Origin of the sequence: Streptomyces sp. 2323.1 (assembly GCF_900221035.1) — a bacterium.
In the GTDB taxonomy this organism is placed as follows: Bacteria; Actinomycetota; Actinomycetes; order Streptomycetales; family Streptomycetaceae; genus Streptomyces; species Streptomyces sioyaensis.
This window is the reverse complement of sequence record NZ_LT907981.1, coordinates 4,208,383-4,231,831: the sequence shown is the minus strand read 5'-3', so window position 1 is coordinate 4,231,831 and position 23,449 is coordinate 4,208,383. Positions and strand designations below refer to the sequence as shown.

Below are 23,449 nucleotides of genomic sequence, written 5' to 3'. Positions count from 1 at the left end.
GGTCACACCTGCGAACGGTGGAAGTTCTTGAACGACCGGGACGGCGTCGGTCCACGCTGCCCCTGATAGCGGGAGCCGTACTTCTCGCTGCCGTACGGGTGCTCGGTCGGCGAGGTCAGCCGGAACATGCACAGCTGCCCGATCTTCATGCCGGGCCACAGCTTGATCGGCAGCGTGGCGACATTGCTCAGCTCCAGCGTCACGTGGCCGCTGAACCCCGGGTCGATGAATCCGGCCGTCGAGTGCGTCAGCAGCCCCAGCCGCCCCAGCGAGCTCTTCCCCTCGAGCCGGGACGCAAGATCATCAGGCAGCGTGATGACCTCGTACGTCGAGGCCAGCACGAACTCACCCGGGTGCAGGATGAACGCCTCATCGCCCTCGGGCACGACCTCACGGGTCAGATCGCACTGCTCGACGGCGGGGTCGATGTGCGGGTAGCGGTGATTCTCGAACACCCGGAAATAGCGGTCGAGCCGCACGTCGATGCTGGACGGCTGCACCATCGATTCGTCATAGGGGTCGATGCGCACCCGACCAGCATCGATCTCGGCCCGGATGTCCTTGTCTGAGAGAAGCACGCAGACGAGGATACGCGCCCGCCCGGCCCCCCTCGCACGACGAGGGCCCGGCCCCCATCAGGGAAGCCGGACCCCAGACCATTCCTTATTGCTTCTGCTCGTTACTTCTGCCCGTTGCTCTGCTCGCCGCTGCCGCTCGTCCTGCGTGCCGCCGCTCTACCGGTCGCTACCGCTTGGCGTACCCGACGGGCACCGAGTGCCGCAGCCGAGCACAGCGCGGGCAGCGCAACAGCCGTCCGGGGCCGAGCCGGTCGGTGGTCTGCATCGGGAACGAAGCGGTGCTGAACACGTGGCCCTCGGCACAACGTACGACGGTGCGCTCCATCAAGTCCCTCTCCCAACTGCGTGGACAACAAAAGCCACATTAGGGGATGAACCGGGCGCCCTCACAGGCGGCACTCCGATGCCCAACCGTACGCCTCAACTCCCGCACCCCGCACCCACATCCCAGGCGCCGAGCCACCCCCGACCCACGCCCCCACACGCCGCCACACAGCCTCGCGGGCATGCCAAATGCACCACGAGGTGGCGATGGGGTAGAGTGTGCGACGATGTTCCGCTCTCGATCAGAGCCGGAATCACGCGGGTGTAGTTTAATGGTAGAACATGAGCTTCCCAAGCTCAGAGCGCGGGTTCGATTCCCGTCACCCGCTCCATAGTTGAGGCCCAGGTCAGCGACCTGGGCCTTGTTTGTTGTCTAGACCGCGCTAAGCGTCGCGCACCAGATCCGCACCAGAAGGCTCACCGGAAGGCTTTTGGCGGGCCTTGCTGCGGGCGGCCCGCACAAGGTCGTCCAGGCCGCTCGCGACTTCCTGTTGCCGCTCAAGGTCCGAGTGCTGGTAGATCAGTGCGGCCTTCTCCGACGACTGGCCGGCACGGACCATCGTGTCCTTGAGGGTGGCGCCGGATCGGGTCGCCAGGGTGTTGCCGGTGTGACGAAGGTCGTAGAAGCGGAAGCCCTCCGGCATGCCGACGAGCGCGCATGCCTTGCGCCATTTCCGCCCGAAGGTGGACCGGCGGAACGGCTTGCGCTTCTCCCCCACGAACAGCAGTCCGTCCGGCCCCTTCGCCGCATACCAGTCGAGATACCGCCGAAGGTCGGTCCGCGGAAAGGCCGCCCGCGCCGTCGCTCTGGGCATCCCGGTGACTGTGCAGATGCACGAGCCGCCGAAGTCGAGGACGGATTCTGAGGCCTGCGACACCTACCAGCTACGCGACCTCAATCCCACCCACACCCTCCTCGTGGCCAGTTGGTCCACGCCGCACAGTGACCATGCGCCCGTGCCCGGACCGGTAGCGACGCGTGCCCCGTCACGCCGGAGCCGGAAACCGACGCACGTCTTGGCTGTGTCGACTACTTCGGGGGGCATTTACCAGTGTTCCCAAGAGGTTATGGGGTGCCGGGCAGTTGATCAACATCGTGGAGCTCTGCTGTCGCTCGGGCGCACGAAACGCACTCGCGGTCGGACAGTGATCAGGTTGCAAGGAGAAGCGCTGCGCCATTCGGGCGACATCTGGGTCCTCCCTCTATCCGGGGCCCGCCGGTGACGCCTTGAATAGCAATAGTGAGTCCGGAGGTCGCCCATCCCTCTCGGGGACTCATGTTTTTGCCGGTTGGCCGATAGCGGTCAGCGGCATTGCCTGATGGGCGCTCCTTGGACGGCTGGCCAGTTGCCCCTCCCAGCTGTTGGCTGACTACCGGTCAGCCTTTGGGAGCACCTGCCTGGATCCACGCAGACCTAGATCGCGAGGGCTCAACATGGGCAAGGGTTTTCAGCCGAAAAGACATCAACTGCTTTGAGTCGTGGTGAGTGGAAATCAACTCACGCTGCCGCTCCGCTGAATCCGACAGTACCCGTATTGGCGGATCCCATCCAAAGCTGGGCTCCACCGACCGCTAGCACGCCCAAGTCACCGACTCGGGCGACAACTCCGCCGGTTTCCAGGCTCCCCCTGTTCTCCATCAGACCTGGCTGCCGGACACCTCGGCGTCCAGTACAGGCGACGATCCGGCATCAGTCGACCTCCGGTACGGCGTCGCCAGGAGCAGGCGGTACGGGCGCCGACGCCTGAGTGCGCTCAGGCAGCTGTGGCGAGTGCGCTCACCACGCTCGGTCGAAGCCTTCATGTTCATCCCGGCGCGCAGCACATGGCACAGCTCACCCGTGCCCAAGGCGCCGGTCGCAGCGGTGCAAGCGCGCCGCTCTCCCACAGTTCCAGGGCGGCATCAGGGCTGCCCCGGAAGCCTTAGGAAAGGAAACCCACGATGGCAACACTTGTACCTCTGGGTACCGCTGCCACCTTCGGGGTGCTCGCCAACACGGCGATCACCAACACCGGCCCCACCGTGGTCGCCGGCGACCTCGGAGTGAGCCCCGCCGGTGCGGTGACCGGCTTTCCTCCCGGAACGGTCACCGGAACCATCCATCTGAACGACGCTGCCGCGGCGCAGGCCCAGGCCGACCTGTTGACCGGGTACGCCAACGCGCTGGTACAGCCGGTCACGGCCACTGTCCCGACGGAACTCGGCGGGACCACCCTGACCCCCGGCGTGTACAACTCCGCCTCCGGCACGTTCGGCCTCAACGGGACACTGATCCTGGACGCTCAGGGCAACCCCAACGCCGTCTTCATCTTCAAGACGGCCACCACGCTCATCACGGGAGCCGCCGGCAACGTCAGCCTCATCAACCAGGCAAAGTCCGCCAACGTCTTCTGGCAGGTAGGCAGCTCCGCGACACTCGGCGCCGGCTCCACCCTGAGGGGCAGCATCCTCGCCTTCACCTCGATCACCGCCACGACCGGTGCCATCGTGGACGGCCGGCTGCTGGCCCTCGGCGCCGCCGTCACGCTGGACTCGAACGCGGTCACCGTGCCGCCCCTGTCCACTTGCTCGGTGGTGGTCCAGCCGGTGGCCGGGCCGGTGGTCGTCGGGCAGCCGACCCCCGTATCCGCTGTGGTGACCTGCAACGGTCTGCCGGTCTCGGGTGCCTCGGTCACCTTCAACGGGGGTGCGGTCCCGGTGACCGCCACCACCAACGCGGCCGGTATCGCCACCGGATCGCTGACCTTCAACACCGCCGGGCCCGCCACGGTCACCGCCACCGTCACCGCGGCAGGCACCGGCTGCGCGTGCACCGGCGTCGTCTCCGCGCCCCTCCCCATCACCGTCACTCCGCAGACGGGCCCGCTGAGCGTGTCGCCCGCCTGCTGGCGGGTCAACCTGCCCTTCCCGATTCCGAGCCTGTTCGTGGCAACGTTGACGGCCACCCTCACGCCGGCGCAAGCGGGAGTCACGGTCACCTTCTACGTCTCCGGCCTGCCGGTGGGCACCGCGGTGACCAACGCCGCCGGTGTCGCCACCCTCAACGCCGGCCTGTCCATCCTGCAGATCAGCGCCAGCTCCTACACGGCGGTCGCCACCGTCGGCGGCGTCACGGTCCAGGCGACCAACACCCTGAGGCCCTGCTTCCCGCCGGTGTGACCGGCCGGCGCCCGATCGGCCGGGGCCGCATGACGGGCCCTGCTGCCGGTACTCGCGCACAGGTCTGGTCACGCAGTGCAGCCCCTGACCTGACGGCCTTCCGGTAAGCGGCCGGCCCCTCAAGGGGGTCTCCCTCAAGGGCTGTCCCCCGTCGTGGAAGGACGGGGGACAGCCCGACTCAAACTTACCGGTGAGCCATTCGGTACCACGCCCGTCGGCAGGACGGAGACAGGGACGGACAGCCCCAAGTGCCGGTGGTGCGTGGACGGCTCACAGGTGAGGACCGGGGCCGGTGTTTGCTCCGGCATCGGCCCCGGGACAGCCGAGCGGCCGAAGCCACACCGCACTCAACGGCCGGCCACCCATCACCCGCGTGAACAACGCTCCAGGTCAATACACCTAGGGCCTGTCCGGTGGATCAGGGTCGAGCCACCTGATCATCGCCGAGCCCAGGGGCGCGCTCACGGCCCGCGGCACGGTCGTCCGTGCCATCGGCGCGCGGTCCAACGCGGCGGTCTTGGTCAGCATCGGCAGGGGGTGGTGCCCAAGCGGCGCACGGCCCGCCTCCACGAACGCCTGGTCTCGCGGGGTCGGTGGCCGTCGGCCGGAGTACGGTGAACACATCGGGATATTCGAGCGCTCCCATCCTTGCCGGAGTCGGAAGGCCGGCGGCCCGGCCAGGTCGTCTCTCGCCCGTCGGTAGCTCGCCGCGGACAGCACGACAAGGGCGATGAGGACGCCAATCCGTTCCATGACCGGCGGCGGTAGGTGTGAGCTTTCGCCTCGCCCCCTGGGCACCTCGCCTGGCAGAGAGGCCGGCATGAGACCGATGGACGAGGTCTGAGGAAGCCGGGCCTCAGATACGCGGCTGCGACCGAGTCGGCTCCTCGACCAGGCGTCCCGGCCCCCTCGGCCACGATCAGCACGGCGCAATTTCCCCAAAGGTGGCAGTCATGGCATCACTAGCCGACCGGAAGGCGTACCGCGAAAAGATCATGCAGGCGCTGTACGAGGCCACCGAAGGCAACCGCCTTCTGGGCGTCACCGGAGCGAAACTGCTCCAGGAACTCGCGATCTCCGAAGAGGATCTGGCGGCCGCCTGCGCCTATCTGATGGGCGAGGACCTGATCACGGTCGACTGGGCCTCGGGCAATACGCCGGACATGGTCACGCTGACGCACCAAGGCATTCGACGCATGGAGGCTGAGGAAGAAGCGCACGGGTGACGCAATGCTCAGGCGGCGTCCGGACCGTTCGACTGCCGCATCGTCCGTAAAGCCGAGCGATGCGGGTGGGGCCGGGCGGACGAGGAAGTCACGGTCCCGGTCTCATGTGCGGGCCCCGGATGAGACGGCACGAGGAATCTGTCCAGTGGACGGCAGCGCGTGCCCTTACCGGCGGAGTTTCGGAGGATCAACCCATCCGGCCGTCAGTGCTCGGGCTGTGCGAGGGGTACTGGTGAACCATGGCCGGCACCTTCACCACCCGCACGATCAACATCACAACAGGCTCCACCGAGACCCTGCACGACCTGACGAACGCATGCTCCGCGTTCCTCCGGGAGGCCGCTCACGGGCGAAACGGACTGCTGAACATCTTCACCCGCCACGCGACGTCCGGACTGGCCATCATCGAGACCGGCGCGGGCAGCGACGATGACCTGCTGGCGGCCCTCCGCGACATTTTTCCCGCGGACGACCGCTCGCAAGACCGCCCCGGCAGTCCTGGCCTCAGCAGCGCCCCCATGCTCCCGGCTCTGGTCCCACCACACGCCACGTTGCCCGTGGTCGACGGTGAGCTTGAACTGGGGGCCTCGCAGTCCGTCGTGCTGGTGAGCACCGACCGGGTCAGCCCGGAACGCCAAGTCCGGCTGTCATTCCTCAGCTGACCACGCGCCCCTGCACCTGGTCTTCGTCCCCTTCGACGAGGCGATTCTCCGGCCGTCCACCCCAAGATCTCCTGTGCCGTTCACTCCGTCGCTCCGGATCGGTCCGGCGGGCCCTAACGGGAGTAAGCTGAAGCTACCGAGGGCACTCCGTACACCAGCTTCCATGCTCGTGTCGTTTTCGGCGATTCACGACACCGGGCCGGTTGCGGTCGGCCCGGGGCAGGGTCCGCGTCATGACCACGACCATTCGGTATCCGCCTGCGGTCGAAGACCGGACCGCCGCTTCGCCGCCCCTCCGACTCATGCTGGCGCCGGCCGGTACAGCTCCGGCTCTGCTCGACGGTGCGTGGTGGCCCCGCTCCCGTGACCTCACGACGGAACTGCCCGCACTGACGGCCGTCCTCGACCCGCTGTGGGGGCGGATCACCCACGTCACGGTGAACCCCACGTTCTGGCCGGTCATCCCACGGAAGGTGCCCGTCGACGGGCATGTGGTGGGTGTCGGCTGGTTCAAGGCCGAGCAAGATCCCCACAAGCTGCTGCTGCTCTCCTACACCGTCGGCCGCTGGGACCTCCTGGTGATCCCGCCGGAGACCAGCCCCGCCACGGCCGCCCGGCTCATGGCCGAGGCCGCCGATCCGCTGGGCACCCTCACCGCGAGCGCCCTGATGGACGAAGCGGAGCAACGCCGGCTCGCGGAGGAGATGGAGCTGTCCCTGGTTTCGGTCTGGGACTCCGAAGGCGGCCATGGCGCAAGGCTGCCGACCTCACGTTCCCCCGCCCAAGCACTCGTTGCTCAGGTACCAGAGGCGACGAAAGGTATCTGAGTGCCGTGTCAGTCATCGCGAGTGTGGCGTCGATCCCGCAGCCCGCTCCGGAGGAAAGCCCCGGACCAACAACCTGGGGCTTTCTCTTCTCCGGATCTTTCCACCGCATGCCGTTCAGCCAGGTGCCCTGAAGGAGTCTGACACGCCGCCACTGGCTCAATGAGCCCTTTGGCCCGGTTGGCTGGGTCACGCTGTGCGAGTCGATCACGGTGGTTTCCGGAGCCCGTGTGCACAGTCGCATGAGGGGGCCTGCCGCTGGGTCCTTGCGCGGCCGGCGGCCGCCGAGCAGGGCGTGAACCTGTGCTCCAGATCCTCGCCGAGCGGGAGGAGCCGAAGGGCCGCAGCGGACTCGAACACTCCGACCGTCGAGTGCGGCAGGGCCTCGTTGCCTCCCGTCTGCGCTCAGTCATGCGCGGACCGGCTCACCTTCCCCTCACCCTCATCGAGACCCGCACACAGTGCTACCGGAGCCAAGCCACCGAAGTCGAACGCCAGGCCTCCCGGTGACTGACCCATTGGAGACGGCCGGCCCGGCGGGTGAAGTCGCAATGAGGCTGCTGGTGAAAGGGCATGGGTATGGCGGCAGGTGAGCAGCAGGCGGGCAAGGGCGCAGTGGACCGCTCGGAAGGGTTCGGCGAGCGACTGCTGGGAGTGCTGCTGGATCGGGCGCACGAGATGCCGCCGCAGTTGATCGCCCCGCTGATCGCGGAAGTGGTGGCGAGGGTCGGCGGCCGTAACGTCTCGATCCTCCTCCAGGACTATGCGCAGCTGCTGCTGGTGCCCCTGCCAGGCAGGCGGCTGACCGTCGGCCGGTCCGAGCTGATCGGTGAGTCGCACGCGGGCACAGCCTTCCTGTACGGGGCCCCTGTCGAGGTACCGCAGGACGACGGCGTTCGGATGTATCTGCCGTTGCTGGACGGCAGCGACCAGGTGGGCGTGCTGGCCCTCACCCTGGACACCGTCGATGACGATGACCGGCGCTTGTTGCGCAGACTCGCCGGCCTCGTCGCCGACATGCTGGTCACCAAGCACAGCTACACCGACCAGTTCTTCCTGGCCCGGCGCCGCGAACCGATGAGCTTGGCCGCGGAGATCCAGTGGTCCCTGCTACCGCCGCTGGCGATGTCCGTCCCGCAGGTCGCGGTGGCGGGAATCCTGGAGCCCGCCTACGACGTCGCCGGCGACAGCTTCGACTACGCCCTCAACGAGGACATCCTGCACGTGGCCATGGTCGATGCGATGGGCCACGGCCTGGATGCCGCCACCATGGCGACCGTCGCCATCGGCGCCTACCGGCACGCCAGACGCGCCGAAGTCGGCCTGTCCGAGATCTACGCGTTCATGGACCGGGCCATCGCCGAGCAATTCGGGCCCGACCACTTCGTCACCGCGCAGATGATGCGTCTCAACATCACAACGGGCCACCTGCAGTGGGTCAACGCGGGCCACCCCGCACCGCTGCTGATCCGCAACGGCAAGGTTGTCCGGCAGCTGGAGAGCCCGACCACCTTGCCGGTCGGCTTCGGTGGTGAAGAGCCCCAGATCAGCGAGCAGTTGCTGCAACGCGGCGACCGGGTGCTGTGCTTCACCGACGGCCTGATCGAGGAGCACGAAGCCGGCGAGGAGCAGTTCGGCGAGGAACAACTCATCCACTGGGTCGACCGCATCGAGCACACGGAGAAGGGAGTGCGGGCGGTGGTGCGCTCGCTCTCCCACACCCTGAAACAGGAGCGGGGCGGGAGCACCAGCGACGATGCGACCCTCTTCCTGATCGAGTGGCGCGGGGGCGCCGCCGACCACCTCGCCGTCCTGGAGTGAGCCGACAGCCACTGCTGACGGCGCCGTGGCGCCGGCGCCCCCAGAAGCAAGTCTTTCACCCGGGCTCCGGCCGCTCCATGTTCTCAGGCTGCAGTGGCCCCCCGCCCTTGGCCAGCCGCCCCGTCACTTCGGCCAGCGCGGCGGCCAGCCGAGCGCGCACGGTCCGGGAGTCGCGGACACTGCGGCTGTTCTCGATGTGCAAGAAGGGGACGCCACTCTCCGCCGCCGTGCCGGCCTGCACGTTGGTGGTGCCTTCCAGCCGACCGCAGTCCTGGTCCCACGCCCGGCACACCCTGAACCCGGCGGAGGACAGCGGGCGCGCCGCCTCGCGCACCCTGGGGCCTGCCTCGGCCGGCCCCGCTGACACCACCACGTCGCTGCCCGGCAAACTGTCGTCGGCGAAGCCGTGCACCTGAATACCGGGGATCCGACGGGCAGCCAGCGCGGCGCACACGGCGTTGAAGACTGAGTCCTGGCGGTGCGCCACATCTGCCGAGTTGCCGCGGCCCGAATCGCGGGTGGTGCCCGCCAGCACCAGGACCCCGCCGGGGGACCGGGAGAACAGCTCCGCGCCGAGCAGTTCGGTGTGCTGGTCCGAAACCGGGTGCGGCACCTGTGCGCTCCATTGCACGCGCCGGCTCAGATCGACGAACACCTCGCCCCAGCCTCGCGGTTGCACTCGCTGCCCGGTGGCCTCGGCGACCTGGGCGACCATCCGGTGCGAGCCCGCCAGACGCACGGTGCGGACCGTGTAGCCGGCCTCGGACAGTGGTTCGCGCGCCGCGTCGAGTCTGCCGTCGACGATGTCCGTGATCCCCTCGCTCACCAGCGCGCGTTCGGCGGCGTCGGGGATCCGGTACTCGTGATCAGAGGGGAAGTGCCGGATGTAGCCACGGATGTGCTCCTCCAGGTCGACCGTCGCCGCGGCGGCCGGGGGCCGGTGCGTGGCTCGGACCGCGAGGGTGATGAGCGTCGCCGCCACGCCGAGGACGAGTAGTGCGGCGAACGCGAGGAAACGCCGGTTCCGCAGCCTGCGCACGGCCCGCTTCACGGCAGTGGTAAGGACCACCGTTTCACCTGTCCTTTGCTCTCAACACCCGGATAAGTCCCGCCATCTGTAAGGGAGTAAGGATCGTCTGGGAAGGTTGATCGCCAGCACCACTGCCTGATCGTCACCCGCCCTCTGCGGGACAGGCTGGCTGCAGACATGACCGGGGGGCTTGCCGTGTATCGACTGTGCCGCTACTTCTCCGCAGCGGTGCTCCTGTTCTACGGGTTTGCCAAGATCAACGGCGCCCAGTTCACCGTGCTCGACTCGGAGCTGGACAAGCCGATGGGGAAGGTGTCCGGCTTCTGGCTGACGTGGCACTATTTCGGCTTCTCACCCGTTTTCGGAGCGGTCATCGCCCTCGGCCAGATTGTGCTCGCACTGCTGCTCTGCTGGCGGCGTACAACCCTGCTGGCCTCCTGTATTGGCCTTGGCATGATGACCGTCATCCTGCTGATCGACGTCACCTACGGAGTGGACTTCCAGGGGACGGCCATGGCATCGCTCACGGCCGCGTCCCTCGGCTTCATCGTTGCTCAGCATCGCGGGGAGCTCCTTCGGCTGTTCTGGACGGAGCGGATGGCGGAGCAGCCACCCACACCGCGCAGCCGCCGAGTAGCCAAAGCTGCTGCCCTGACGGCGCTCCTCGCTACAGCAGGAGCCGGAAGCTACTGGATCGCCAACGAGAACAACCGCCTACCGACTCCGCTCGACGGGGCTTGGAGTGTCACAGGGGGCCGGTACCAATCCCCGGGAACGGATCAGCCGCTCGACAAGGTGTACTTCGAGCGCAATCGCGCCTACATGGCGGTCTTCCGATTTGGCGACCAATCGGCACAACATCACTTCGAGGTCGACCCCTCAACCAAGACACTGAAAATTTGGGAGCATTGGCTCCACAAGAGCGATCCAATATTTGCAGGCACATATAAGTTCAGAGGCGATGACCACCTGCTGATTGAAGGACACTTCAACAGGAGCGGCTCTCCAGCCCAGCTGGAGCTGACACGCGCCCCTTCCACGCGATGAGCGCAGCCCGTCCCTCACACACCGCGGGGTCCCCCACAGCACGGGCATCGCGCGCTCGCCACGGGCCTGAAGTGCAGTGGCCTGACCCTCCAGCCCGTACAGGGCGAACGGCCCGATGCGCGGGATCAGCTTCGCCTCGTACCAGGCACGGCCCTTGGCCTTCTCGCCGATCCGGCGCGTGAGGTACCCGGCGGCCAGCGGGATTCCCAAGAAGATCAGCACGCTGCGGGCGATCTCCCACACGGACACGCCCCCAGGCTCTCGGCTCTGCTCGAGCAGGGAAGACCCCGTCTCGCCGGCCTGCTCAAGGCCGAGCCACCCGGGCAGCACGGACAGATAGAACCAGCCGAGCGCCGAGAACGCGATCACCTGGAACACCGAGCCCAGTTCAGCAGCAGCGAGGGCAGCAGCAGGCGGCGGATTGGGGACTCCCCTGCTCGACCGGAGTCGAGAGCTTGGGGACGGGTGACGGCGTGGAGCCGGTCGTAGCGCACCTTGGCGACCATCCACGTCTTCCACGTCGAGGGTGCGGGCGGCGGCCACGCCCCAGGCAAGCAGTTCATGGCCATCAAAAGCACGCGCGGCGTCCACAAGGAGCACATGACACTGCCCGTCCTCGACGGCGACGACCCCTTCGAACCACGACGCCTGCGCCCGCGCGGAACCTAGGCCCGCGTATGCGTCGTCGGCGCCATGAGCGCCCCGCTCGGCGGCGACCGGCTGCGGATCCGACGCGGCGGGCGCCGTGAATACAGGGCGTGAATGCGGGCAAAGCGTGACATACAGGACCTTGCCTTTATCGCCTTTTGACCTCTGGAGATAACCAGGTACTGTGCAATGCATGGAACCTGACATCGCAGGTAAGCCCGCCGCAGGCAAGGCGGAGAGCCAGCTCCGCAAGGGGGTGCTGGAGTACTGCGTGCTTGCGATCTTGCGGGAGGGCCCGCGCTACGGCGTGGAGCTGCTCGAAACCCTCGGCGCGGTGAACGGCATGGTCACGAGCCAGGGGACGATCTACCCCTTGCTGTCGCGGCTGCGCCGTGACGGACTGGTGGAGACCCGCTGGCAGGAGTCCCCCAGCGGGCCCCCGCGGCGCTACTACGAGCTGACACCGCCGGGGCATGCGGCGCTGAAGGAGTTCACCGCCATCTGGCCGCACTTCCGTGACGCGGTCGACCACTTCATCACCGTCTGACAGGAGACCACCATGACGATCACCGAGCACCCACTGGTGAAGAACTACCTGGCCACCGTGGCGCGTGAAGCGGCCGCACTCAGCCCGGAACGCCGCAACGAGCTGCTGGCCGACCTGGAGGAGCACATCGCCGTGGCCCTCGCGGAGGAGTCCGCCTCCGGCGACGACGAGGTCCGCACCGTGCTCGCACGCCTCGGCGACCCGCGCACGATCGCGGCGACCGCGCTCGGCGAGGCGCCCCCCGCTCCGCGAGTGAGCCGGGTACCCATCGTCGTCATCCCGATACTGCTGTGGATCATCGCTCCCCAGACGGTCTTCGCCCCGCCGATCGTCGTTCTGGTGCTTGCGGTCGCCCTGATCGGCACGCTCTGGTGGCTGTGGACCGCGCCGCAGTGGCGCAACCGGGACAAGGTGATCGGAACGGCGCTCGCCCTCGCGCCGCTGCTGTTCTGGGTGGTGCAGTTCGTGGTCGCCGCAAGCGGGCTGCACCTCGGCCTCGGAGCGTTGTTCATCCCGGTCGGCCTGGCGGCCCTGGCCCTCCCGACCGCCGCCTGCGTCTATCTGATCTGGGCGGGGTGGCGTCGGGCGTGACGGAGATCGACCTGCTGCCGATCGGTACGGCCGTGCTGCGCTTCCTCGCACCGGCCGACCCACAGACGCCGGCGACGGTGGCTGCGGCCGATGGCTCCCGCACAGGTGGGTAACCGCCTCTCGCCTCCCCCCACACACCTGGTGCGCCACTCGCCCCAACCACCAGTCACCACACGTCGGCCCGACCGACGAACTCTGAGAAATCCCCACCCCAGCAAGAGGAGAGAACAATGCACACGCATCTCGCACACCAGATGGCCCTTGCCCCTACGGGCGACATCGTGTTCGGCTGCGCAGCAGCTGCCGCGGCCCTCGGCGTTCTCGCGGTGTACTTCAGCGGCCTGCTCAGCATCGTCAGGTCCGACCTCACCGGCGGGATGAAGCTGGTCTGGGTCGTTTTCGCCTTGGCGGCTCCCTTCCTCGGGAGCGTGCTCTGGTTCTTCATCGGCCGCCCCGATGCCCAGCGCCGCGCAGGCATCGTCTGAGGGCGCGCCTGTCCCCAATCGTTATGCGGGACTAATGGGATGAGCGATGTACTCCACGACATAAGGGTTTTGGGATGTCTTGACGGACTCCCGAGGTCACAGGAAGCTGAGCCGCCCCCCACGGCAACCCCTCCCCTTCACCGTTGGACTGCCCATGCGATCGCTTGTTTCCGCAGGCACACTCACGGCCGCCGTGGCCGCGGCCCTGCTGCTCTCCCCTTCCGCTTACGCCACCGCCCCCGGCGACAACGGCACCGTGAAGATCCACGACGCCAAGACCGGTGAGGAGCTCCGTAAGAACGAGCCCCACGTGTGCACCTTCTATCTCGACGCCTTCGGCTTCGACGGCGCCCAGCAGGTCGACTGGCACATCGAAGCCTGGGCCCCGACCGCCGACGTCAAGGGCGCGACCGTGAAGTCCGGTTCCCTGACGCTCGACGGCGAGGGACACGGCCGTACGCAGGACCAGTCCCTGCCCGACGGCCACTACAAACTTTTCTGGAACTTCGACGGCGAGCACGGCCGCGCCAAGCACAAGGTCTTCTGGACCGACTGCAAGGACAACTCCCAGCCGGGCGGCGGCAAGCCCTCGGCATCCACCAGTCCCTCCGGCACGGCGCAGCCGACCGCGGCGCCCACCTCGTCGGCCCCCGCGGGCACCACCCCGACGTCCCCGGCTTCGACTGACTCCCCCTCGTCGGCACCGTCCGCGCCGTCCGGCGGCGACCTCGCAGAGACCGGCAACGACGCGCCCGTCGGCCTCCTGTCCACGATGGCCGCCGCGCTCGTCGTGGCCGGCGGCTACCTCGTGATCCGCCGCCGCAAAGCACAGCAGCACTGACACACCGGTGCCCCGTGCTCGTACCGAGCACGGGGCTCACCCGCTCCATAGTTGAGGCCCAGGTCAGCGACCTGGGCCTTGTTCTTGTCCGGCGGGACCCGACCCTGAGACCCGTACTACCCAGCAGCGGGGCGATTCCCGCTTCCGCAGCAGGGCCAGGGGGGACGGAGCGCCGCAGCGCCCCAGTCCGGTGCCCGGAGGTGATCAGAGGCTGCGTACCCGCCCGGCGATCAGGTGTCCGGCGAGCAGATAGATCGCGGCAGGCAGACCGTAATTGAGGGCGACGCGCAGCCCTTCGGTGTCCATGGTGAAGATGTCCCGCGCCCACCAGGCGAGCGAGTCCGCCATACCCTTCACGAACTGGACGAAGACGTTGCCCTGGTTCGCATCGAGCAGGTAGAGCACGATCCAGAGCCCCAGGAACGCGGCGGCCATGTCGGCAATCGTATGGATGATCAGGGCCGCCCGCTGTGCGGCGGTGCCGCCACGGCCGCCGCGGTACCGATCATTTACGGGCAGGGATTCGGGGCTGTGGCTCATGGGAGTCGCAATCTGACGTACGCAGCGCATCGACGGGGACGGAGAGCGATCGCGGCCAGGGCGGCCACCCCCCACAGGAGTCACCCTGGCCGTGATCACACACGGGGGCGCTCGCGCGCCCGTATGCAGTTCTGCGCCGCAGGATGCTGCCGCGTTACCCGGCCAAGCGATACGTCCGATACGCGCGGACATATGTGCTCTTTCAGACGCCTGGTCGTGCGGGTGTGACAACCGATCAACCGGTGACGCAGGAGGAGTAGCCGACTGGTCATCGGCGGACGCGGATCCGACGTTCCCCCCGTGCCGGCGGATCCGCCACACGGCGCGGGCGGTGCCACCTCCCCCCTCGGCCCCGCCCGCGCCGGTCAGCGCTCGCCGGTCAGTGCTCGCCGGTGACGGTGACCGGGTCGTCGTTCTTCAGCTGGTCCACGAGCTGCTTGACCTTCGGCCGGTCCCACTGGAGGTTGCCGCCGACGCTGCCGGAGACCGGCATGTTCATCGACTTGCCCTCGCCGCTGTTGACGTCCTTCATGGCGAAGAACATCTTGCCGAGCAGGTAGGGGTTCATGTCCTTGTCGACGACGAGGGTGTCCAGGCCCGCGCCCATGACCGGGTAGAGCTCGAAGGGGTTCAGGACCGTGGCGGGCGAGGCCGCCTGGTTCGCGAGCGTCGAGAGGAACTTCTGCTGGTTCTTCGTGCGCTCCAGGTCGCTGGTGGCGAAGGCGTGCCGGGTACGGACGAAGGCGAGCGCCTGGGCTCCGTCGAGGGTCTGCTTGCCGGCCTTGAAGTCGGCGCCCGACCACTTGTCCTGGAAGCCCTTGTCGAGATTCATCTCGACGCCGCCCATCGCGTCCACCATGTTCGCGAAGCCGGTGAAGCCGATCTCGGCGTAGTGGTCGATGTGCAGCCCGGTGTTGTACTCGACCGTGCGGACCAGCAGTTGCGGACCGTCGAAGGCGTAGGAGGCGTTGAGCTTGTTCGCGCCCATCGCGGGCTTGATCTTCCCGGACTCGGAACCGCGGAACTGCGGGATGGTCACGTTCGAGTCGCGCGGCAGGGAGATCAGCGTCGGGCCGGCTGCGCCGACGTGCAGGATCATCATCGAGTCGGTCCGCTGGCCCGCCTCCGCGCTGCCGCCGGTGTGCAGGCTCTTGCGCTGGGCCGCCGACATGCCCTTGCGGCTGTCCGAGCCGACGATCAGGTAGTTGGTGCCCTCGCCCGCGGCCGGGCGGTCGATGACCTTGCTGAGGTCGACCTCCTTGCGCAGCTTGGAGTCCGCCCAGAAATACGTGCCGGCCGCCACCACGAGCAGGATGACGAGGACCGATATCAGAATCCGCTTGAGCTTGCCGCCCCGGCGTGGGGCCGGCCCGTACTCATATGGCCCGCCGTCTCCGGAGTGGGGCGGCGCCGCGGAGCGCTGGGTGGGAATGCCAGGGGCGGAATTCGGCGGGCGTGCGGCATGTGCGGGCTCATACGGATCCTGGAAGTCGGCGTACCTGCCGTGGTGCCTTGGATTCATGCCCGGCAGTGTGCATTCTCCGGTTGTCCCGTACGCAACCCAGGGAACGACTCAGGGAAGACTGTTTCCGACCTGATGCACAGCGCCCGAGGGAACCGGCTGCAATGTCCTGCCAAATACGCAAGGGGGCGACTGAACGGGCAGCCACGGCCGATTACGAGAATTCGGGCAAGCGGCGGAAACCGGCGCCCCCTTCGCTCCCCGGCTCAGCGCATCACTGTCCGGCTCGGCACCCTCACTGCACGACTGTAGAAGTGTAGAACGAGTGCAGAACGAGTACAGAACGAGTATGCGGCGCCGATCGGCGGCCGGAGCGCGTATCGCGATTTCCGGGAAATTCGCCGCGCAGGGAGAGGGGAACTTGGGGCGGGGCGGGGCAGCGGGGCAGTCGCCTCGGCGCTCAGGGGACACGGGCCGTCTGCGCCCCGCGAGCCCCCTGAGCTCGGCGGAAGCACCGTCAGAGGCGGCGCAGCCAGGCGGCTGCGCCATGCCCGACCGCGAGGTAAACCAGGGCGGGAAGGGCGTAGTTGAAGAGCACCCGCAGCCCTTCCGTCTCCATGATGAAGATGTCCTGCGACCAGCCGGCGAGCCAGTCGGCCACACCGTGCACGAAGCCGACGAAGACATTCGCCTGATTCGCTTCGAGCAGATACAGCAAGATCCACAACCCGAGAAATACCGCGGCGACATCCGCGAGGCTGTGAATGATCAAGGCGAGTCGGTTCGCTCCGACGCCTTGCTGGTTTCCTCGCCAACTCTCCCTGGTGCGGGAGGTGGTGTGCGAAGCGGAGTGGTACGGGTCGGCCGGGGCGGGATGGTGCGACGCGGGTGAATTGCCAGGATACGGAGCGTGCGCCCCGGCATTCGGCAGCGGAGCCGTATCACCGCCAGCCGGCGAGTGTGATCCGCCGTAGTGGGGAGAGTGTGAACTGGAGCCGTATGGGCGATTTTGCGATATGCCGTCATTGGGGTAAGTCACGGTGCCGCGCATTGCCCGTTGAACGATTCCAAAACTCCCTTCACCGCTATTTCACATCGAACTCCTCGGACCGCCACTGCGCAGTCGACGGACCGATGGCGCGGGCGGCCGGGGGGACCGCCCGCGCCACGCGCGGCCACTTGAAGCGGGGGGACCGCAAACATCAAGGCACCGCGCGGCCGAAAACGATCGGCACCACCCCCTGCGGCGCGCCGGGCGAAAGTGTCACACCCGGCTGCGGGTGCCTCGCAAGCAGGAGCTCAGGCGCGGGGCAGAACGGACCGCACCGACTCCGGTGAGCGGCCCAGCACTGCCGTGCCGTCGTCGGCGGTGATGATCGGCCGCTGGATCAACGCGGGGTGGGCGGCCAGCGTCTCGATCCACCGGGTGCGGTCCGCCGCTTCGCGCGGCCACGCCGCCAGGCCCAGTTCGGCGGCGACGGGTTCGCCGAGGCGCGTGATGTCCCACGGCTCCAGGGCCAGGCGCCGCAGGACCGCTTCGAGCTCGTCCACGGTCGGCGGCTCCTCCAAGTAGTGCCGCACCGTGTACTGCGCGTCTTCCGCATCGAGCAGCGACAGCGCGGACCGGCACTTGGAGCAGGCGGGGTTGATCCAGATTTCCATGGGGTCGGTGTCTTTCGGTTTCGTCCGGGCGAAGCGGCGCCCCGCCCGGTGGGGTCAGGTGAGGCCGGCCAGGGCCAGGAATTCGCTGCGTGAGCGCGCGTCGCTGCGCAGGGTGCCCAGGAGGGTGGAGGTGAGGGTGCTGGAGCCGGTGGCCTGTACGCCGCGCAGGGTCATGCAGGTGTGTTCGGCTTCGATGACGACGCCCACGCCCTTGGGCTCCAGTTGGGTCTGCAGCCAGTCGGCGACCTGCTTGGTGAGGCGCTCCTGGACCTGCGGACGGCAGGCGAAGTGCTCGACGACACGGGCGAGTTTCGACAGGCCGAGGATGCGGCGGCCGGGCAGGTAGCCGACGTGGGCGGTGCCGACGAACGGCAGCAGATGGTGTTCGCACACCGAGCGCACGGGGATGCTGCGGGCCAGGACGAGCTCGTCATAGCCCTCGTCGTTGGGGAAGGTCGTCAGGTCGAACGGGCGGGGGCTGAACAGCTCGGCGTAGGCGCGGGCCATGCGCCCCGGCGTTCCGTGCAGGCTCTCGGTTTCGGTGCTGATGCCGAGGGCCTGCAGGAACTGTCCGGCGGCGCGCTCCGCGGCGGCCAGGTCGATCCCGTCGGTTTCCTGGGCGACGCGCAGCGCGGGCTGCGCGGGTACCGGTATCTCAGGATCGCCGGATGCCAAATGCAGGGCGGTCTGGGGCTGCTGGGTCATGTCAGCTGCCGCCGATCCCGAGCGCGGTGAGCAGGACCAGGACCACGGTGACGACGGCGAAGAGGCCGTGTCCTACGACCACCGGTACGGGGAAGTACCCTTCGGCGGGCTCGGACTGCTGCCCCGCGGCGGCCGCGGCGGCGGCTGCTGCGGAACGTGCCCGGTAGACCGGGATCCAACGCGCCAGCATCGTGAAGCCGAGCAGGGCGACGGGCACCAGCAGGCCGAAGGCGGTCCAGGCAAGGACGTCCTTGTCCGTGATCACGTAGCTGATCCAGACGACCAGGCCGACCGCGGCGAGCGCGAAGTGCCCGAAGAGTACAGGGACCGGCAGGCGGCTGTTGCCGGCCTTGGCACCTCCGCGGGAGAGCCAGGTGCCGAGCATGTAGAAGCCGCCGAGAGCGGTGATCACCCAGGTGATGAGTGCGGCGATGTCCATGAGGACTCCTCGTAGTGCAGTGGATACCCGCTGTGGTCACAGCTGTTTACGTGGCCACGCTGGTGGAGGTGATCAGTCGGTAGGGCCTGGCGGGGCGTGGGTGGGGACGAAGCCCTCGGCCTGGGTGGTCTCAGCGGCGACCCGCACGCCGTAGCGGTAGGCAAGCTTTCCGCCGAGATGGCCCGAGAATCCCAGGGCCACGAGGCTCACGGCGTTCAGCGCGAGCATCCCGCCTCCCACGCCGGCGTCGGAGCTGTGACCGGCGTGCCGCCACAGGAAATTGGCGGCGTAGGCGGCGGTCACCAGCAGGTTCAGCGTCATGTGGACGAGGCCGACGCGGAACGCCCGGGTTCCCGGCGGGATGGCGAACAGGTCCAGGAAACCGACCAGGGCCGCGGCCAGCGCGCCGATCACCCCGAGCGCGATCAGCCACATCGCCCCGCGGACCAGGAAGTCCGGGTCCCGGACGAGGTGCGAGGCGATGTCGAAGACCAGGCTGCCCACCCATGCCCCGATCGGGACGGTGACCAGGATCGGATGGAACGGGTGCCCGTACGGTCCGGCCAGCGCAGGGCTCACCGGTCGCTTGGCGCGTTCATGCGACACATCCACCATGCTGACCACCTCCAAGTTTCACCAACAAATCTTGGTCTTATTCGTCGGAGGCGTCAAGGTGCCCAGCTTCGGCACCGTGCCGAACGGGGATTCGTCGGTTGCACCTATCGGTGTACGCGTTACCGTGAGGACGTGACCTCTGACGAAATGCCGCAGACCCCCGCAGGTGACGCGGCGATCGAGTCCGTCAGCGTCCTCGGCGAGGACTCCCGGCGGCAGATGTTCGCGTTCATCCGGCGTCAGCGCCGCCCCGTGACCCGGGACGAGGCCGCCGCCAGCGTGGGCATCTCGCGCAAGCTCGCCGCCTTCCACCTCGACAAGCTCGTGGACGCCGGCCTGCTGCGCGCCCGGTACGAATCACCCGGCGGGATCCGGAAGGTCGGCCGCCAGCCCAAGGTCTACGAACCCACCGACAGCCATATCCACGTCAGCATCCCCGACCGCCGTCACGAACTGCTGGCCGATCTCCTGCTGGAGGCCGTCCTGACCGAGGACGACGGCGAATCCGCGACCGACGCCGCGGTGCGCACAGCCGGCCGGCGCGGCCGGGAGCTGGGCGAGAGCGAGCGGGAGCAGACCCGCCCCGGCCGGCTCGGCGCGGAACGTGGCCTGAGCGTCTGCGAGCGGATGCTCGACCAGCACGGCTTCGAGCCGGTCCGCGAGACCCCCACCCAACTCCGGCTGCACAACTGCCCGTTCCACCCCCTGGCAGCCAAGGCGCCCGAGCTGGTGTGCGGCATGAACCATGCCTTCATCGCCGGCTACCTGGAGGGCCTGAAGGTCAGCGGCGTGCAGGCGATCCTCGCCCCGCGCCCCGGGGAGTGCTGCGTACAGCTGGGCCCCACCAAGGGGTGAGGGCCAGCCCTCGCCCCGTATCCACGGACGGCGTCGGCCGAAAGTTCGCGGCTAGACTCGGCCCATGACTGAGTTGGACACGATCACCAGTAATTCCGATCCTGCGGTGCAGCGCATCATCGACGTCACCAAGCATTCACGGTCCAACATCAGGACGACGTTGATCGAGGACACCGAACCGCTCATGGAATGCCTCCGGGCGGGGGTCCAATTCATCGAGGTCTACGGGAGCGACAACACTCCGTTCTCCCCCGAGTTGCTCGATCTGTGCAGGCAGCACGAGGTGCCCGTCCGGCTCGTCGACTCCTCGATTGTCAATCAGTTGTTCAAGGGGGAGCGGAAGGCCAAGACATTCGCCATCGCCCGCGTTCCCCGCCCGGCCAAATTCAGCGATATCGCGAAGCGGGACGGGGACGTCGTCATTCTCGACGGCGCGAAGATCGTCGGGAATATCGGGGCGATCGTGCGGACCTCGCTCGCCCTCGGGGCTTCGGGAATCGTGCTCGTCGACAGCGATCTCACGAGCATCGCCGACCGACGTCTGCTCAGGGCCAGCCGGGGTTATGTCTTCTCGCTCCCCATCGTGCTCGCCAGCCGCGAGGAGGCCGTCTCCTTCGTCCAGGACAGCGGCATGCGCTTGATGGTGTTCGAGGCCGACGGCGACCTCGAGGTGAAGGACCTCGGCGACGACCGCGAGCGGCTGGCCTTGACCTTCGGCAGCGAAAAGGGCGGCCCGTCGGACCTGTTCAAGCAGGCGTCCGCAGCCTCGGTCTCCATTCCCATGGCCAGCTCCACCGAGTCGCTCAACGTCTCCGTGTCGGTCGGCATCGCGCTGCACGAGAGGGCGCAGCGGAATTTCGCCGTCAGCCGGTGAGTCGCTGCTGCCCGAGCAGCTCATCGAGGTCGTCGGTACCCGCGTGCAGAAAGCGTCCGGCGAGCGGATCCAGCTCGCCACGCGCCACGCGGAGCACCGCCGCCACGAAACGGGCGGGGTCCGTCCAGTCCTCGCGGCCCGCACAGACGGCCATGGAGAGCGTCATATCGGTGCGCACCATGCCAGGACTGATGTCGAAGAGGTGGACCCCGTGTTGCCTGAGCGGGTCGGCCACGACCGCGGCCAGGGCCAGCAGGGAGGCCTTGGAACCGCTGTAGGCGGAGTAACGGACGTCCCCCTTCACCGCGAAGATGGAGCTGACGTTGACGATCCGGCCCGACTGGCGCCGGATCATCTCCTGGCCCACCGCCTGGCACGCGTTGACGGTGCCGCGGACGTTCGTTTCGAAGACCTCCCACCAGTGCTCGGGATCGGCTTCCCAGAAGGGAGTCTCGCCCTGGTCCACGAGCCCGGCGTTGTTCACCAGCAGGTCGACGGGCCCCAGCGTGGCATGCACCGCCCGGGCGGCTTCCTGGATCTCTCGTGGGGAACGGACATCCGCCACGCAGACGGTGGTGGCGGCCCCGTGCCGTGCGCAGGCGCGTGCGGTGTCGTCCAGCCGCCGCCGGTTCCGCCCGATCAGCCCGACCGCCATGCCCGCTTCGGCGAGTCCGACGGCGAGGATGCGGCCGAGGCCGCGCCCCGCGCCGGTGATCAGCGCTACCTGCCCGCGCAGGGAGGGGGATCCAGCGCTCACCGGGCCGCCTCCACAGCGAGCTCCCCGAGGGCGCCGGCACCGCTCATGATGGCCTCGCGATCTCGCCAGTGCGCCCAGAACGCGCCGGTGTACCCCTGCCTGTTCAGGCTGGTGAGGAACGGGTTGTCGGCGTAATTGTTGTCGTTCTCACTGCTGCCGGAGATCGTCGGCAGCATCACTCGATAGTATTCGGATTTCGGAATGTGGTCCCAGAGGAAGTCAACCGAGGCCCGCCAGATTCCATTGGGGCTGCCCACCGTTCCCGGAGCTTCCGGGAGGTCCGGAGAGAAGTAGCAGACCAGCCGGAATTCCCCGGATTCGTCGAACATGAACTGCCGTTCGTACTCGATGGGGCTGCTGCATTTCCTCAGCGGCTTCAGGACGATCGGCCGGGTCGCGTTGTTGGACTGCAGTCCGGGGACCGTACGGACCCCGTCACACTGCTCGGCCAAAGAGATCGCCAGATCCATATAGGGAAACAGCCGAAGCCCGAGGCTGAAGCCGGTGACCGTCGCGTCCAGCGCCATCATCCGGTCGACGCACTCGCGCATGGTCTCAAGGTTTTCTCCCGGCATGCCGAACAGCGCCTCGACCATCGTCAGCATCCCGTAGCGGTGGCTGAGCTCCACCAGCCGTACCGTGTCGCTGAAGTCGTAGTAGCGCGTGCCCTTCCCGGTCACCTTCCAGCCGTCGAGCATCTCGGGGCGCACATGGTCCGCGCCGACGTTCACCCCCGCACAGCCGGCGGCCGCCAGCAGCTCCGCGTATTCCTCGTCGAAGGGCGCGGGCTGGCAGTAGACCCAGAGCCGGAGGTCGCGCAGCGGACTGGCCATGTCACCCTCCCGGCGCCTGATGATCTCCCGCAGCAGGCTCTTGCTGTGGGAGATCGAGAGGTTGAATTCGCTGTCCGTGGTGTGCAGGTCGTAGATGCCCTGGGCGGTCAAGGACTCCATCTCGTCCACCACCGCGGCCACGCCACGGCGCGCGAACTGCGTGCCCTTGGCGTCCGGCTCCACGCACTGCGTGCATTTGTAGACGCAGCCGTTCTTGGTCAGGATGCTGCCCAGGCCCCCCTCCCGGTAGTAGCGCAGGTTGTCGATCTTGTACGGCTCGCCGGACCGCCGGGTGTAGGAGCGTTCGGTCTCCGCCTGCCACGCCCGGCTCTCGTAATGGCCGACGGCGCCGTACGACAGGGGCGCGGGGGCCGCCAACGGCACGGGAGCGGCTGCCGTGCGTGAGTTCAGCACGGGCGGGGGCACCCTGGTGACCTGCCCGGGGCCGTGGTTGATGAGCAGTCCCGGGATGTGGTCGGCACTGCGCCCCTCGAAGAGGGCCTGCGCCAGGTCGCAGATGATCTTCTCGCCCGGTCCCTTCACACCGAAATCGACATGGAAGTAGTCGACCAGGGCGAACGGCATGGTCGAGAACCCCACGCCACCGGCGATGACAGGAGCCGCGGTCAGCCCGCGGACCTCGTCGATGACCGCCTTGTACCCGTCGATGAACGGGCGTTGCTCAAAGGCGTACACGGTGTCGGTGTTGCGGCAGGTGACGCCGACCAGCAACGGGCGGCTGGTTCGGAAGTACTCCCGGAGCGTTTGTTTCCAGTCAGCCACATGGAACGTCAGGTCCAGTACGTGCGTTTCGAATCCCGCGGCCTCGAGCGCCGTGGTCAATACGTCCAGCGCATAGGGCGCGATAGGCGGATAAATTTGGTTGGGGTTGATCAGCGTAATGATGCCTTTGTGTTCCATTG

General features: G+C 67.9%; 24 protein-coding genes, 1 tRNA gene and 3 pseudogenes. 14 read left to right on the top strand and 14 right to left on the bottom strand.

The annotated features are described in order from the left end of the window. Positions 1-2: 2 nt before the first annotated feature. Positions 3-578: a dCTP deaminase gene (dcd, locus tag CPH93_RS18050; RefSeq protein WP_006604621.1), complete on the bottom strand. Its 576-nt coding sequence runs from the start codon at positions 576-578 to the stop codon at positions 3-5. 166 nt (positions 579-744) lie between these two features. Further along, positions 745-903: a hypothetical protein gene (locus CPH93_RS36205; RefSeq protein ID WP_173909838.1), complete on the bottom strand. Its 159-nt coding sequence runs from the start codon at positions 901-903 to the stop codon at positions 745-747. Between the two features lie 257 nt (positions 904-1,160). Between CPH93_RS36205 and CPH93_RS18045 the strand changes: the two genes are divergently transcribed. Then, positions 1,161-1,234 (top strand) — tRNA-Gly (locus CPH93_RS18045). A gap of 51 nt (positions 1,235-1,285) precedes the next feature. Here CPH93_RS18045 and CPH93_RS18040 read toward each other — a convergent pair. After that, positions 1,286-1,693, bottom strand: a pseudogene (locus CPH93_RS18040) (tyrosine-type recombinase/integrase); the annotation flags it as partial. Positions 1,694-2,844: 1,151 nt separating this feature from the next. Here CPH93_RS18040 and CPH93_RS18035 point away from each other — a divergent pair. The 5 genes from CPH93_RS18035 to CPH93_RS18010 all read left to right on the top strand — a co-directional run bounded on the left by CPH93_RS18035 (position 2,845) and on the right by CPH93_RS18010 (position 8,595). Next, positions 2,845-4,062 (top strand): ice-binding family protein, encoded by a 1,218-nt coding sequence (locus CPH93_RS18035; RefSeq protein WP_093483980.1) that lies wholly within the window; start codon positions 2,845-2,847, stop codon positions 4,060-4,062. Positions 4,063-5,015: 953 nt separating this feature from the next. Continuing rightward, complete coding sequence (locus tag CPH93_RS18030; protein ID WP_096213463.1) at positions 5,016-5,288, top strand: hypothetical protein; 273 nt, start codon at positions 5,016-5,018, stop codon at positions 5,286-5,288. A gap of 239 nt (positions 5,289-5,527) precedes the next feature. Then, complete coding sequence (locus CPH93_RS18025; protein ID WP_093483992.1) at positions 5,528-5,950, top strand: YjbQ family protein; 423 nt, start codon at positions 5,528-5,530, stop codon at positions 5,948-5,950. Positions 5,951-6,183: 233 nt separating this feature from the next. Next, positions 6,184-6,777, top strand: a complete 594-nt coding sequence (locus tag CPH93_RS18020; RefSeq protein WP_093483993.1) for a DUF5994 family protein — start codon at positions 6,184-6,186, stop codon at positions 6,775-6,777. A 576-nt stretch (positions 6,778-7,353) separates the two neighbouring features. After that, a complete protein-coding gene (locus CPH93_RS18010; RefSeq protein WP_093483994.1) occupies positions 7,354-8,595 on the top strand; it encodes a PP2C family protein-serine/threonine phosphatase in 1,242 nt (413 codons plus the stop codon). Between the two features lie 55 nt (positions 8,596-8,650). On the opposite strand, the gene CPH93_RS18005 is transcribed toward CPH93_RS18010, so the two are convergent. Continuing rightward, positions 8,651-9,664 (bottom strand): hypothetical protein, encoded by a 1,014-nt coding sequence (locus CPH93_RS18005; RefSeq protein WP_159395028.1) that lies wholly within the window; start codon positions 9,662-9,664, stop codon positions 8,651-8,653. A 138-nt stretch (positions 9,665-9,802) separates the two neighbouring features. On the opposite strand from CPH93_RS18005, the gene CPH93_RS35825 reads away from it, so the two are divergent. Continuing rightward, positions 9,803-10,672, top strand: coding sequence for a hypothetical protein (locus tag CPH93_RS35825; RefSeq protein WP_159395027.1), 870 nt, complete (start codon positions 9,803-9,805; stop codon positions 10,670-10,672). Between the two features lie 90 nt (positions 10,673-10,762). Here CPH93_RS35825 and CPH93_RS18000 read toward each other — a convergent pair. Next, positions 10,763-11,080: pseudogene (locus tag CPH93_RS18000) on the bottom strand (hypothetical protein); the annotation flags it as partial. Between the two features lie 153 nt (positions 11,081-11,233). On the opposite strand from CPH93_RS18000, the pseudogene CPH93_RS35455 reads away from it, so the two are divergent. The 5 genes and pseudogenes from CPH93_RS35455 to CPH93_RS17980 form a co-directional block, all read left to right on the top strand. Next, a pseudogene (locus CPH93_RS35455) lies at positions 11,234-11,401 on the top strand (urease accessory protein UreD); the annotation flags it as partial. A 112-nt stretch (positions 11,402-11,513) separates the two neighbouring features. After that, positions 11,514-11,867, top strand: coding sequence for a PadR family transcriptional regulator (locus CPH93_RS17995; RefSeq protein ID WP_096213460.1), 354 nt, complete (start codon positions 11,514-11,516; stop codon positions 11,865-11,867). Positions 11,868-11,879: 12 nt separating this feature from the next. After that, a complete protein-coding gene (locus CPH93_RS17990; protein ID WP_093483998.1) occupies positions 11,880-12,458 on the top strand; it encodes a DUF1700 domain-containing protein in 579 nt (192 codons plus the stop codon). 230 nt (positions 12,459-12,688) lie between these two features. Next, entirely contained in the window at positions 12,689-12,943 is a 255-nt protein-coding gene (locus tag CPH93_RS17985) for a PLD nuclease N-terminal domain-containing protein (protein WP_093483999.1), read from the top strand. A 154-nt stretch (positions 12,944-13,097) separates the two neighbouring features. Further along, entirely contained in the window at positions 13,098-13,784 is a 687-nt protein-coding gene (locus tag CPH93_RS17980) for an LPXTG cell wall anchor domain-containing protein (RefSeq protein ID WP_096213459.1), read from the top strand. A gap of 204 nt (positions 13,785-13,988) precedes the next feature. On the opposite strand, the gene CPH93_RS17975 is transcribed toward CPH93_RS17980, so the two are convergent. The 7 genes from CPH93_RS17975 to CPH93_RS17945 form a co-directional block, all read right to left on the bottom strand. Next, positions 13,989-14,324, bottom strand: coding sequence for a hypothetical protein (locus tag CPH93_RS17975; RefSeq protein ID WP_096213458.1), 336 nt, complete (start codon positions 14,322-14,324; stop codon positions 13,989-13,991). A 379-nt stretch (positions 14,325-14,703) separates the two neighbouring features. Continuing rightward, positions 14,704-15,846 carry an LCP family protein gene (locus CPH93_RS17970; protein WP_231976877.1) on the bottom strand — a complete coding sequence of 381 codons (1,143 nt, stop codon included), beginning with the start codon at positions 15,844-15,846 and terminating at the stop codon, positions 14,704-14,706. 457 nt (positions 15,847-16,303) lie between these two features. After that, entirely contained in the window at positions 16,304-16,558 is a 255-nt protein-coding gene (locus tag CPH93_RS37610) for a hypothetical protein (RefSeq protein WP_096213457.1), read from the bottom strand. A 527-nt stretch (positions 16,559-17,085) separates the two neighbouring features. Then, positions 17,086-17,448 carry an ArsC/Spx/MgsR family protein gene (locus CPH93_RS17960; protein WP_096213456.1) on the bottom strand — a complete coding sequence of 121 codons (363 nt, stop codon included), beginning with the start codon at positions 17,446-17,448 and terminating at the stop codon, positions 17,086-17,088. 54 nt (positions 17,449-17,502) lie between these two features. Then, positions 17,503-18,153 carry a GTP cyclohydrolase I FolE gene (gene folE, locus CPH93_RS17955; protein WP_096213455.1) on the bottom strand — a complete coding sequence of 217 codons (651 nt, stop codon included), beginning with the start codon at positions 18,151-18,153 and terminating at the stop codon, positions 17,503-17,505. A gap of 1 nt (position 18,154) precedes the next feature. Further along, positions 18,155-18,592, bottom strand: a complete 438-nt coding sequence (locus CPH93_RS17950) for a hypothetical protein (RefSeq protein WP_096213454.1) — start codon at positions 18,590-18,592, stop codon at positions 18,155-18,157. A 72-nt stretch (positions 18,593-18,664) separates the two neighbouring features. Beyond that, a complete protein-coding gene (locus CPH93_RS17945) occupies positions 18,665-19,207 on the bottom strand; it encodes a DUF2231 domain-containing protein (RefSeq protein WP_096215489.1) in 543 nt (180 codons plus the stop codon). Positions 19,208-19,339: 132 nt separating this feature from the next. Between CPH93_RS17945 and CPH93_RS17940 the strand changes: the two genes are divergently transcribed. Together CPH93_RS17940 and nshR are read left to right on the top strand one after the other, a co-directional pair. After that, a complete protein-coding gene (locus tag CPH93_RS17940; protein ID WP_231976876.1) occupies positions 19,340-20,062 on the top strand; it encodes a helix-turn-helix transcriptional regulator in 723 nt (240 codons plus the stop codon). Positions 20,063-20,126: 64 nt separating this feature from the next. Continuing rightward, positions 20,127-20,936 carry an NshR/TsnR family 23S rRNA methyltransferase gene (gene nshR / locus CPH93_RS17935; protein ID WP_096213452.1) on the top strand — a complete coding sequence of 270 codons (810 nt, stop codon included), beginning with the start codon at positions 20,127-20,129 and terminating at the stop codon, positions 20,934-20,936. Here nshR and CPH93_RS17930 read toward each other — a convergent pair. Together CPH93_RS17930 and tsrT are read right to left on the bottom strand one after the other, a co-directional pair. Continuing rightward, positions 20,926-21,693, bottom strand: coding sequence for an SDR family NAD(P)-dependent oxidoreductase (locus CPH93_RS17930; RefSeq protein ID WP_159395026.1), 768 nt, complete (start codon positions 21,691-21,693; stop codon positions 20,926-20,928). The two genes, nshR and CPH93_RS17930, sit on opposite strands and share 11 nt — an antisense overlap. Next, positions 21,690-23,447 carry a tryptophan 2-C-methyltransferase gene (gene tsrT, locus CPH93_RS17925; RefSeq protein WP_096213450.1) on the bottom strand — a complete coding sequence of 586 codons (1,758 nt, stop codon included), beginning with the start codon at positions 23,445-23,447 and terminating at the stop codon, positions 21,690-21,692. The genes CPH93_RS17930 and tsrT overlap by 4 nt, the downstream gene beginning before the upstream one ends. Positions 23,448-23,449 lie beyond the last annotated feature (2 nt).